Origin of the sequence: Mucilaginibacter sp. OK268 (assembly GCF_900103125.1) — a bacterium.
Classification (GTDB): Bacteria; Bacteroidota; Bacteroidia; order Sphingobacteriales; family Sphingobacteriaceae; genus Mucilaginibacter.
Map to the genome: position 1 here is coordinate 450,772 of NZ_FNJV01000001.1, position 13,006 is coordinate 463,777.

The 13,006-nt window shown below is 45.4% G+C and carries 8 protein-coding genes; all 8 read left to right on the forward strand.

Annotation, left to right across the window (positions count from 1 at the left end):
• The first annotated feature begins 109 nt into the window (after window positions 1-109).
• The 8 genes from BLR84_RS01850 to BLR84_RS01885 all read left to right on the forward strand — a co-directional run bounded on the left by BLR84_RS01850 (window position 110) and on the right by BLR84_RS01885 (window position 12,873).
• Window positions 110-1,771, forward strand: coding sequence for a glycoside hydrolase family 28 protein (locus tag BLR84_RS01850; protein WP_090463512.1), 1,662 nt, complete (start codon window positions 110-112; stop codon window positions 1,769-1,771).
• Between the two features lie 13 nt (window positions 1,772-1,784).
• Window positions 1,785-2,726 (forward strand): alpha/beta hydrolase, encoded by a 942-nt coding sequence (locus tag BLR84_RS01855; RefSeq protein ID WP_255366839.1) that lies wholly within the window; start codon window positions 1,785-1,787, stop codon window positions 2,724-2,726.
• Window positions 2,727-2,739: 13 nt separating this feature from the next.
• Window positions 2,740-3,525, forward strand: coding sequence for a rhamnogalacturonan acetylesterase (locus tag BLR84_RS01860; protein ID WP_218128195.1), 786 nt, complete (start codon window positions 2,740-2,742; stop codon window positions 3,523-3,525).
• Between the two features lie 4 nt (window positions 3,526-3,529).
• Window positions 3,530-4,516 (forward strand): alpha/beta hydrolase, encoded by a 987-nt coding sequence (locus tag BLR84_RS01865; protein WP_090463518.1) that lies wholly within the window; start codon window positions 3,530-3,532, stop codon window positions 4,514-4,516.
• A gap of 5 nt (window positions 4,517-4,521) precedes the next feature.
• Entirely contained in the window at window positions 4,522-5,703 is a 1,182-nt protein-coding gene (locus BLR84_RS01870) for a glycoside hydrolase family 88/105 protein (protein ID WP_090463521.1), read from the forward strand.
• Window positions 5,704-5,709: 6 nt separating this feature from the next.
• Entirely contained in the window at window positions 5,710-6,717 is a 1,008-nt protein-coding gene (locus BLR84_RS01875; protein WP_090463524.1) for a pectinesterase family protein, read from the forward strand.
• 2 nt (window positions 6,718-6,719) lie between these two features.
• Window positions 6,720-8,366, forward strand: a complete 1,647-nt coding sequence (locus BLR84_RS01880) for a glycoside hydrolase family 43 protein (protein ID WP_090463527.1) — start codon at window positions 6,720-6,722, stop codon at window positions 8,364-8,366.
• A 208-nt stretch (window positions 8,367-8,574) separates the two neighbouring features.
• Window positions 8,575-12,873, forward strand: a complete 4,299-nt coding sequence (locus tag BLR84_RS01885; protein WP_176851917.1) for a hybrid sensor histidine kinase/response regulator transcription factor — start codon at window positions 8,575-8,577, stop codon at window positions 12,871-12,873.
• Window positions 12,874-13,006 lie beyond the last annotated feature (133 nt).

Genomic DNA, 13,006 nt, shown 5'->3' on the forward strand with positions numbered 1-13,006 from the left:
TTAATATGTTTGTTTCAACCAACTATAGACCTGTTTCTCTGAAAAGGATTTTTTCTATCCGATATTTTATGGACCGGCTATTTGCGGATGAACTTATACCTAATATAACATGCATCTTAAAAAACTGAACTTATTAGCAATTTTGCTATTTTGCTTATGCGTAGAAGCAAACGGGCAAAAAAAAACATCCGTTTATTCCTGGCAACATCTGCCCACCGCCGAATTGCCATCCTTTAAAACCGACACCTTCAACATTGAAAAATTTGGTGCCAAAGCGGGCGGGTTCACACTAAATACGCAACGCATCAACGCTGCTATCAACGCGTGCAGCGAGCATGGTGGCGGCGTTGTACTCATCCCTTCCGGATTTTGGTTAACCGGCCCTGTTGTAATGAAAAATAATGTTAATCTTCATATCAGCCGGGCGGCAGTACTACAGTTTACATCTGATAAAAGCAGTTTCGCGCTCATTGAAGGAAACTTTGAAGGGCACAAGTCCATCCGCAATCAGTCTCCGATCTCAGGTAAGGACCTGCAAAACATCGCCATTACTGGCGAGGGTATTATTGACGGGCACGGCGAGGTTTGGCGCGCGATGGGTAAAGACAATATTATCGACCGCGATTGGAAAATACTCATTGCTTCGGGCGGTGAGCTTAGCGATGACGGCCGTACCTGGTACCCATCGGCCAGCTATGCTAAAGGTGCCCGCACCCGTAATGCAGGCTATATACAAACCGGTAAAAAACTGGACGATTACCAGGAGATAAAAGACTTTTTCCGCCCTAACCTCATCGTATTCAGTAATTGTAAAAAGGTGCTGCTGCAGGGTACAACCTTTCAAAACTCCGCAGCATGGTGCCTTCATACGCTGCAATGTGAAGACCTGACATTTGATGGCGTGCATGTCCGCAATGCGTCAAATGCGCAGAACGGGGACGGTATGGATATTGAATCCTGTTCAAATGTGCGGGTGGTTAATTGCACTATTGACGCCGGAGATGACGGGATCTGTATTAAATCGGGAAAAGATGAAGAAGGCCGAAAAGTTGGCAAACCCTGTCAAAACATTTTGATCCAAAACAATGTGGTATACAGCGCGCACGGTGGTTTCGTGATCGGCAGTGAAATGTCTGGGGGCGCACATGATATTTTTGTTTCAGACTGCAGTTTTTTTGGCACCGACAACGGCTTGCGTTTTAAAACTGTAAGAGGACGTGGCGGCGTGGTTGAAAATATTTATATCCGTAATATTTCCATGCGCGATATTGTGCACGATGCGATCCTGTTTGATATGTATTATTTTACTAAGGCGCCTTCATTGGCCCAAACCGGCGGTGACGAAGAAAAGCCGCCTGTTGACGCCGGAACTCCTCAATTCCGTAATTTTTATATTAATAATGTAGTTTGCGATGGTGCCAACCGGGCCATGCTCATCCGTGGCCTGCCTGAAATGAGCATCAGGGGCATCCACCTGGAAAATATTTCGATCAAGGCCGATCAGGGGGCCGAAATTATTGATGCCAGCGACGTTAGCCTGACCAAAGTAACGCTGCAGTGCAAAACCACCCGACCGTTGGTTCATATAGAAAACAGTAACAAAATCAGGGTCGACTCTCTTGCATCAGCAGTAAAGCCTGATCTGCTGTTGAGCATTAATGGCAAGCATATGGGGCAGGTTGATTTATTGCATACAGACACCAGTTCGGCCAGCCAGGTGGCAGAATTTAAATATGGCGCGGATAAATCTGCATTAACAACAACAAAATAAGCCGACAGGATAAATGATGAACCATTTGTTTTTCAAATTGACGGTACTGGCATTAGTGATCTTTTCAACCCATACACAGGCCCAAAATTTTATGGAGATATGGCCGCATGGTCATATCCCAAACTCTAAAAACCTGCGGCTTACTGACAGCGTAGCAAATGAACGCATCTATAGGGTAATGCTGCCGGGAATGTACGCGTTCTTTCCCGGGAAACAGGAAAACAAGGGCGCCGCAGTGGTTATTTGTCCGGGCGGCGGCTATGAGCGGCTTGCCTACGTGATCAGTGGGTTGCAACTGGCTAAATGGTTCAACACCATGGGGGTTTCGGCATTTGTGCTTAATTACCGCCTCCCTAACTCTCCTGACTTGAAGCAACGTGAAATCGGCCCGTTGATGGATGCACAGCGAGCCATTCGCCACATCAGAGCCAATGCAGCAAAATGGGGCATCGACCCAGATAAGATAGGCATCATGGGGACATCGTCAGGTGGGCATCTTGCTGCTACCACAGCTACCCAAACCACCGACGTAAGTGCAATTAAGGATAGCCTTGACCGTGTTTCATTCAGTCCTAATTTTGCTATTCTGGTTTCGCCGGTGATCGACCTCAGTACGTCGTATGCACATGCGGGTAGTGTTAAAAATTTACTGGGGCCTAACCCTACTGAAGATCTGAAGCGGCATTTTTCGGCCCAGCTTAACGTAAGCAGCACCACTCCCCCATGCTTTATTGCCGATGCGGTTAATGATAAAGCAGTAAACCCAATGAACAGTCTGATGTTTTACCAGGCACTATTGCAAAACAACGTGCCGGTAAGTTTTCACGCATTTCCGCAAGGCGCACATGCAATAGCGCTGCGCAATAATCCCGGGTCGACTGAGTTGTGGACCAAACTATGCGAAATGTGGCTGATTGAAATGAACATCATCCCCGAAAAACTGTCAACCAAATAACTATAACATCACCATGAAAAAACCGCGTCAAAGTAAAATCTATCGGTTTAGCCTGGCAATTATGATGCTGGGCGGCATAGCATTAAGCTTTATCCCGCCTAAAAAGAAGTTAACCATTTTTTTAGCAGGCGATTCAACAATGGCTGATAAAAAGGTAAGTGCATATCCCGAAACCGGTTGGGGCACGAGTTTCAAGAATTTTTTCGACTCAACTGTGGTTGTAGTTAACAAGGCCCAAAATGGCCGCAGCACCCGTACTTTCATCACCGACGGCCTTTGGAAACAGATTGCCGATAATTTGAATGCAGAAGATTATGTGCTGATACAATTTGGCCATAACGATGAGGTGCCTACCAAAAAATCGGCTACTACAGAAACGGAGTTTAAAAACAACTTGATCTTTTATATTGATCAAACGCGGAGCAGGAACGCAATACCTGTACTGATCACCCCGGTAACACGCCGCAGCTTTGACAGTACAGGCACAGTAACAGATACCCATGCGCGTTACGCCCGGATTGTACGCGATGTAGCCACAGAAAAACGTGTACAATTGATAGATCTTGACCAGGAAAGTACGGGGCTGGTGCAACGCTTTGGCCCTGAACAGTCTAAATTGCTGTACAATCACCTGCAGCCCGGCGAAAACCCCAATTACCCTGACGGGAAAAAAGACGATACCCATTTCAATGAACTGGGTGCCCGCAAAATGGCCGAGATTGTATTGGCAGACCTGCGCAGGCTGTCGCCTGAAATTAACAGCCGCGTAATAGGATCTGATCGGGGACTAACCAGGTAGCATCATGAAAAACAAAACCCTTCTATTGGGCTTAGCTTTAGGCCTGCTTGCATTTACAAAAGTTTCGGCACAATCTCAACAATGGCTAACCGCTACCCCGGATACCTCCTTTAACATCACCCGCGACTTTAAAAACAATGTAAAGAAATATCCCTTTATTAAGATCGTCCCAGATAGCCCTTCAGCGGCAGTAACTGAAGCCCGAAACCTGGTTTATGGCAAAGTAGGCAGCCGCGAGCTGCATATTGATGCCTTTACGCCATCAGCAGCTAAGAAAAAGCCTACCCCCGCGGTAATTATCGTACACGGCGGTGGCTGGCGTTCGGGTAACCGTGCGCAGCATGTTCCGCTGGCACAGCATTTGGCAGCCCTGGGTTATGCGAGCTTTACGGTAGAATATCGCCTGTCTACCGAAGCGCTTTACCCGGCAGCGGTGAATGACATCAAATCGGCAATCCAATGGCTGCATGCTAATGCTAAAAGATTTAATATCAATACAAATAAGATCGCCGTTTTGGGCTTTTCGGCTGGCGGGCAATTGGCCGCATTGGTAGGAATGACTTCAGGTTCAGATAAATTCGATGTGCTGGACTCAAATAAAGGTTATTCAAGTTCTGTACAGGCCGTGATCGATATTGATGGTACGCTCACATTTGTGGCGCCTGATGCATGGGAAACTCAAAATCAACAAACGGTTGCAGCCTCAACCATGTGGATAGGCTACAAACGGACCGAAAACATTGAGATCTGGACAGCGGCCAGTCCGCTTACTTATGCCGAACGTAATAAGCTGCCTTTTTTGTTCCTGAATAGCGCGGTTGACAGAATGCATGCCGGTCGTGATGTATTTAAAGAGATGATGGATAAAAAAGGCGTATATGTGCGGATTGATAATTTTAAAGATACGCCGCATACTTTCTGTTTATATCAGCCCTGGTTTAACCCTATGGTAAACGACATTGATCAGTTTCTAACTAAAATATTAAAATAAACACCATGATGAAAAGCTTTTTACGCCTGCAAATACTTGGTTTTATATTGTTAACAGCTCAAGCGGTCAGCGCACAATCCGCCAGGCCCTATTCTCAGCAAATGGCCCACACGGTGATGACTATCTGGAAAGACAGCCTGCCCACAGGCAATAGGTGGACTTATGACCAGGGTGTTATATTGAAGGGATTTGAAAATATCTGGCATCAAACCGGCGACAAGCAATATTTCGATTTTATAAAGCACTGTATGGATAAATTCGTACAGCCCGATGGCAGTATCCGTACCTATAACCTGGCCGATCATAACCTCGATTTTATCCTTTGCGGCCGCAATGTGCTGATGCTTTACCGGCAAACACATGAGGATAAATACCTGAAAGCGGTACAAATATTGCGCGAACAATTGCGTACACAGCCCCGTACATTTGATGGTGGTTTCTGGCATAAAAAACGTTACCCGAACCAAATGTGGCTGGATGGGCTGTATATGGCCGGGCCGTTTTACGCCGAATATGCGGCCACTTTTCATGAGGATACTGCTTTCAATGATATTGCCCGGCAGTTTATATTAATGGAAAAACATTCGCGGGACGAAAAAACAGGATTGCTGTACCACGCCTGGGACGCATCAAAGAAAGAGCGCTGGGCCGATCCGCAAACCGGCCGTTCGCCAAACTTTTGGGGGCGGGCCATGGGCTGGTACGGTATGGCGCTGGTTGATGCTTTGGATCAATTTCCGGCTGATCATCCAAGGCGTAAGGAACTGCTGGCCATCTTGCAGCGTTATGCCGCGGCAGTGCAGCGCTGGCAGGATCAGCCTACCGGGCTCTGGTACGAAGTACTGGACAAAGGCACTGAAAAAGGTAATTACCAGGAAGCGTCTGTATCATGTATGTTTGTGTATACGCTGGCTAAGGCTCTGCGTCAAAAATATCTGCCGGCAAACTATATACCTGTAGCACAAAAAGGGTATGCAGGTATTATTAAAAAATTTATCCGTACCGATGACAAGGGCCTTTTGGCGTTGGATGGCACGGTTCAGGTGGGTGGCCTGGGCGGAAAGCCTTACCGTGATGGCAGCTACGCTTATTACCTGAGTGAAAAGGTAATTACCAATGACGCCAAAGGTGTGGGCGCTTTTATACTCGCCGCTACAGAAATTGAATGGTTGAAAGGGACAAAATAACATCATATGAAAAAGGTCATACTTGGCTTGTTGTTGCTGGCAGCAGTTGCTGTTTGCCATGCTCAGCCTGTTACTAAGGTTTATAAAGAAATAACTGTGGCGCAGGATGGCAGCGGCGATTTTAAATCCATACAGGAAGCGGTAAACGCTGTTCGTGATCTGGGTGCTATACAGGTACCTATCCACATCAAAAAAGGTATCTATCACGAAAAGCTGGTAATACCATCGTGGAAAACACATATCTCACTTATTGGTGAGAATAAGGAAAATACCATTATCACCAATGATGACTATTCGGGCAAACCCGTACCTGGCGGTAAAGATGCCTTTGGCAGGGATAAATTTTCAACTTACACCTCCTACACAGTACTGGTTGCCGGCAATAATTTCATGGCAGAAAACCTGACCATCATCAATTCGGCCGGCCGGGTAGGACAAGCCGTGGCGCTGCATATTGAAGGCGACCGCTGCATTGTGCATAACTGTAAGCTGCTGGGCAACCAGGATACGCTGTATACCGCTACGGCTACATCGCGTGAGCTATTTCAGGATTGTTATATTGAAGGCACTACAGATTTTCTGTTTGGCGAAGCTACCGTTGTTTTCCAGCGCTGCATTATTAAAAGCCTGGTCAACTCCTATATTACGGCAGCGGCCACCACTTCTTTGCAAAAATATGGTTATGTGCTGATGAACTGTAAGCTGATCGCTGATGAATCGGTAAATAAGGCATACCTGGGCAGGCCCTGGAGATCATACGCTAAAACGGTATTTCTGAATACCGAAATGGGCGCACACATCGTTCCCCAGGGCTGGGACCCGTGGAAAGGCGACAGCATGTTCCCTGACAAGGAAAAGACTGCCTATTATGCCGAATATAAAAATGCCGGACCGGGCGCTAACCCTAAAGGCCGGGTACAGTGGTCGCACCAGCTAACGGACCGGGAGGCAAAACAATATACCATTAAAAACATCCTTGGCGGCAGTGATAACTGGGACCCGGAAGCTAAATAATTATGAAAAACACCATCTGCATACTGGCTTTTGCCGCCGCTATACCTTTTGCAAACGCGCAGGTAAAACCTGTTGCAAAAAGTAACTATAGATCTAAAGTGTGGGTTGCCGACCAGGGCAATGGCACCTATAAAAACCCGGTGCTGAATGCCGATTATTCCGATCCGGACGCGATACGCGTAGGCGATGACTTTTATCTTGTTTCTTCCAGTTTTGAGGATATACCGGGGTTGCCCGTATTGTATTCAAAAGATCTGGTAAACTGGCGTATCATTGGCCACGCCCTGTTACGCCAGCCTCCGTTTGATCATTTCGATATTCCGCGTCACGGGGATGGCGTTTGGGCGCCCGCATTACGTTATTACAAAGGTGAGTTTTACCTGTATTATCCAGATCCAGATTATGGCATTTACCTTATAAAAGCCAAAAACGCGGCCGGGTCCTGGAGCAACCCCGTAATGGTTTACGCAGGCAAAGGTTTGATTGACCCCTGCCCGCTGATGGATGATGACGGCCAGATGTACCTGGTGCATGGCTTTGCCGGCAGCCGTGCGGGTATTAAAAGTGTTATCGCTGTAAATAAGCTGAATGCGGATGGCACCAAAGTAACTGATACCGGCGTAATAGTTTATGATGGCCACGAAACCGACCCAACCATTGAGGGGCCTAAATTTTACAAGCGGAATGGGTATTACTACATTTTTGCACCGGCTGGAGGGGTGCCTGCCGGGTGGCAGCTGGTATTAAGGTCAAAAAATATTTATGGCCCCTATGAGCGTAAAGTAGTGATGGATCAGGGTAAAACAACTGTTAATGGCCCGCATCAGGGTGCCTGGGTAACTACCCAAACCGGCGAAGACTGGTTCCTGCACTTTCAGGATAAAGAACAATACGGCCGCGTAGTACACCTGCAGCCTATGGTTTGGAAAAATAACTGGCCGGTAATAGGTACAGATAAAGACGGCGATGGTAAAGGCGAGCCCGTAATGGTTTACAAAAAGCCAAATGTTGGTAAAACCTACCCTATCGAAACACCGGTTGAAAGCGATGAGTTTAACGGAACCACCCTCGGCTTGCAATGGCAGTGGATGGCTAACGCGCAGGCCAGCTGGTATTATATGAACCCGGGCAAAGGCGCGCTAAGGCTTTATTCGGGTAAGATGCCAGAGGGCGCTAAAAACCTTTGGGGCGCCGGAAATGTGCTGCTACAGAAGTTTATGGCCGACGAATTTGCGGCTACAACCAAAATGACCTTTACTCCCAATGTTAAATTGGAAGAAAAAGCCGGCTTAGCCATCATGGGTTTCAGCTATGCCGGCATAGCGGTTAAAAATAAAAAAGATGGCGTATACCTGGTGTTTGATCATTGCAAAGATGCCGATAAAGGTAACGCCGAAGAAGAGAAGACCATTGCTAAACTGGATAAGCCTACGGTATGGCTGCGTGTAAAAGTAAGCGCCGGGGCTAAGTGCGATTTTAGCTACAGTACAGATGGGCAAACGTTCATCAATGTTGGCGAAACGTTTCACGCCGAAGTTGGGCGATGGATAGGCGCTAAGGTTGGCATATTCTGCATGCGCGATACACAGATCAACGATTCGGGGTATGCTGATTTTGACTGGTTTAGGGTTACGCCTATTGACAAATAATTATCGGGTAATAAATTGTTTGATGTTTCAGTGAACACCCGGAGATATAATAAGCAAAATAAAATTTATAGATTTAACGGTGTTGCGGCAATCCGCCGGTATAGCCTAATTGTAAGTGAATATTTTTTGAGGTAGAAATCATATGAAGCTCAGGTGTTTTTTATGCATGTTTTTGCTTTGGTTATTAACCGGATCTGCTTTTGGCCAAATGCATTGCATAACAGAACATTACTCAACCGAAGACGGCTTATCTCATGACGTTATTACATCAATATTTAAAGACAAGCAGGGATATATGTGGTTTGGCACCTGGGATGGCCTTAACCGCTTTGATGGACGTAAATTTACAGTCTTCAAATCATTAGCCGGCGATTCATCGCAAATCAATAATAACCGCATCGATCAGATTACTGAAGACAATTACGATCATCTTTGGATCAAAGCTTATGATTCCCAGATCTATCGTTTCGATAAAAAAACCGGCCGTTTTCTTTCACTCGCTGTTATCCTCAACCTCAAAGAGAAGATCATTTTTGATAAGATCTTATCACTGGATCAGGACGCCCTGTGGGTTAGCACAATAAACAACGGAATTTTTTGCGTTAGCGGGATCAATACCGCGGGGATAAGCTACAGGAGTTATGGTCAAAGCGCCACAACAGCCCCGGAGCAGCCTTCAAAAAAATATAAATTTTTTTACGGGGATAGTGAAGGAAAGAAATGGATAGGCACAGAACACGGTCTTCTATGCCTTGAAAAGCGGCAAAAAAACGGTAGCTATGAAATAGCCGATTTAGATAAACATGCTGAAGAAGCATTTACCTGTGTTGCCGAAAGCAAATCGCAATTATTTTTTGGCACAAGAAGCGGCACCTTGTACCTATATGATAAACAGGAAAAACAGTTCTCGAAACAGAGAATAAGTACTGCCGATATAAACGCGATACTGGTTAACCGCAGCCATAAAAAAGCTTATTTAACAACAGGCAACGGCGAACTGCTATCATTTACTATAGGAATTGGCCTGTTATCGCGCACGGTTTATCAAGCAGGCGAGTCATTACATACGATTTTTGAAGACAATTCGGGCGCGCTTTGGATTGAACCGCGCATAAAAGGAGTTATTCGCTTTGATCTACTGACTCAAAAATTCACAACATTTGTTCAAAAGAACGATGCCAAAAAAAACAATTTTGCGAATCACTTTAAGGTGATAGAAGATAAAAACGGTGTTGTTTGGTGTGTGCTCAGAGATGGTGGGTTTGGCTATTATGATAACGTTTCAAAACAGTTTAACTACTTTTATAATGAACCAGGTTCAAATAACCGTCGTTTTTCAAACCTTGTAACTACCGTATATTATGACCCTGCCGGTATCTTCTGGCTGCATACAGATGAACATGGCATTGAAAAAATAATTTTCCCGCCAAGTGTTTTTCAAACCAGTTTACTAAATGAGCATGCCGATTTCCAATCGGATAATGAGGTGAGAGGAATTTGTGCCGACCGACAAAACAGGTTATGGTTTGGATTAAAAAACGGGCAGGTTTTAGTTTACAAAAACGGGAAACAGCTACCGGTTACTTTCGCCAATTTTGTAGAGCAGAATATTGGCGGGGTGTATTGTATTACCCAGGACCGTAACGGGGTTATTTGGATGGGTACTAAAACCAAAGGCTTATATCAGGCCATACCTACCGATCCTTCAGAACTTCATTACCGGCTGATAAACTACCGCTATGATCCCTCCAACCCGGCATCCATTAACAGCGACGAAATTTATTCGATAAAAGAAGACAAGGAAGGCCACATCTGGATAGGTACGTTTGATAATGGGCTATGTTTGCTCAGCAGGAACAATGGGAATGTTTCATTTACCAGGCTTTCTGACAACGGAACCGGGTACCCGCAAACCTGTCTTAAAATAAGGCATTTGGCAATGGATGCAAACGGGCGCTTATGGATAGCAGCCACAGGCGGGCTGGTGATCCTGAATTATAAAAACGGTAAACTTTTATACGAAACTTACAAAAAAACACCCGGCAACCCTCAAAGCCTGGGTAACAACGATATTCAGCATATTTATCGCGATAGCAAAAACCAAATGTGGCTTGTAACGTCTGGCGGCGGGTTAAACCTGGCTGTTAGCGATCCGCAAACCGGTTTGCAAAAGTTTAAAGCATACACTTCAAAACAAGGTTTGGCCAATGACTATGTCATGAGCTGTATCGGCGATGGATATCATCATTTATGGCTGGCTACCAAGGCCGGTTTATCCATGTTTGATCTGAATACCCGTAAGTTTAAGAATTTCAATTCGTATGATGGCATTCCTAAAAAGGGGTTTTCTGAAAGTTCATGCCAGGCAGCAAAAGATGGCAAACTGGTATTCGGCGCGGTAAGAGGCTATATGATTTTCGATCCGGGCCAGGTCAAGAACGATGCGATTAAAGTAAATTTAGTGCTAACCAACCTGCTGGTGAACAACCGGGATGTGGCCATCAAAGATAGCACCCGGATCCTTGATCGCGATATCAACTACGCTGATGGTGTCAGATTAAAGCATGATCAAAATATTTTCAGCCTGGACTATGCTGTTTTGGATTATCGCTCGGGTAACCACCTAACCATCGCTTATCGTTTAAAAGGGTTCGACAATGAATGGCATGAGGACAGCGACCAACAACGGGTTACTTATACCAACCTCCCCGCGGGTAATTATACTTTCGAGATAAAATGCAATGATCCCGACAGGTTTATAAACGTTCCTTATAAAAGCCTGGCCATTACGGTGCTTGCCGCGCCCTGGGCAAGCTGGTGGGCATATATTATTTATGCCATCATCATTTGCGCAATCCTGGCTGCTATCAGACAAAACGCTTTAACTGTGCTGAAGTTAAAGCAAAAGGTGGCCGTTGAGCAGAAAATGACCGAGTTAAAGCTGAGTTTTTTTACCAATATTTCGCACGAGCTGCGTACTCCGCTTACGCTTATTATCAATCCCATCAATGAGCTTGTTCAACGATCTTACCTTAGCAGGGACGATCGTCAATACCTGACAATTATTCAGCGCAACGCAAACCGTATGGTCCGTTTTGTAAACCAGTTACTGGAGTTCAGGAAGGTGCAAAGCGGCAAGGCAAAATTAAATCTTTCGGCTATCAATATGGTAGAGCTTATTGCAGATGTAGCCGGTTATTTTGAAGAGATGCGGCAACTGAAAAATATTGAATTTGCCTTTAAAACAGATGTAGATACGGCCATGGTTTGGCTTGACCCCGAAAAAATAGAGACCGTATTATATAACCTGATCGCCAACGCCTATAAGTTTACCCCCGAAAGAAAAAAAATCACAGTGCACTTGCAGATGAAGGACACCGGCGATATGATAATTGATATTACCGATGAAGGGTGCGGAGTACTGCCATCTGAGATCGATAGCTTATTTGATCTTTATACCGAAGGCTCACACCCTAATACCGGCCATTTAAAGGGCACGGGCATTGGGCTGGCCTTATCGAAAGAATTGGTTGAACTTCACCAGGGAACCATCAGCGCGCAGAACGGTGAGCCGGGAGGCTGTTGGGTACGGGTAACCTTGCCGGTAAATGCGGTTAAAACCATAGCCCCGGTTGATGCTTCAGTGCCTGAAGGCAAACCAAGGCCCGCATTGTTACAGCCACCCCATGCAGACCTTAAAAATGAACAAATCGTACACAATGAGCCTTTACTAATTTTGGTAGAAGATAACCAGGATATGCGCGAATTGATCAGGATGCAGTTAAGCGGCAAGTACCGTATAGAAACTGCTGCCAATGGCGTTGAAGGTTGGGAAAAAATATTAAAACTACAGCCCGATGTGATTTTAAGTGATGTAATGATGCCGCGGATGGATGGATTAGAGCTATTGGGTAAAATAAGGAATGACGCTGCTACCAGCCACATCCCGGTAGTATTACTTACCGCTAAAACAGCTGTTGAAAGCCAGATAGCGGGTTTAAGTTACGGTGCCGATTACTACATTACAAAGCCTTTTGATACCAGCTTTTTGTTAACTACCCTTAAAAATATTATAGAACGGCGGAGGAGGCTGGTTAATGAACTGATGACCGGTAAGGCAGTAGTGAGTTTAAATCCGGGGGATATTATAGTAACATCAAAAGATGAAATATTTTTAAAAAAGGTGTTAGAATTGATTGACGCAGGGATGGATAACCCTGATTTTAATATCGAGTCGGTTGCCGAAGTGATCAACATGTCAAGACAAACCTTTTATCGCAAACTGAAAAGTCTTACCCAGCTCAGCCCTGTTGAATTTGTTCGCGATCACAGGCTTTTGCGGGCGCAGCAATTACTGGATGCCGGTAGCGATAACATCTCCCAAATAGCGTATGCCGTAGGGTTTAACAGCCCTAAATACTTTGCTACCTGTTTTAAAGCAAAGTTCAATATCTCTCCCTCCGATTATCAAAAAATGCCAAAGCCATCTCAAGAGATCATTCGATAGCCCCACGGCATCCTGTCAGTTCCAGATATGCTGAAACCCACGCGAAAACCAAGGGCTAAAAACGCACCCAATTGCCCTTTAAGCACAAACACGCCCTTGTTGAACTAATTTTAAACCTTTTTGGCCAAATTTC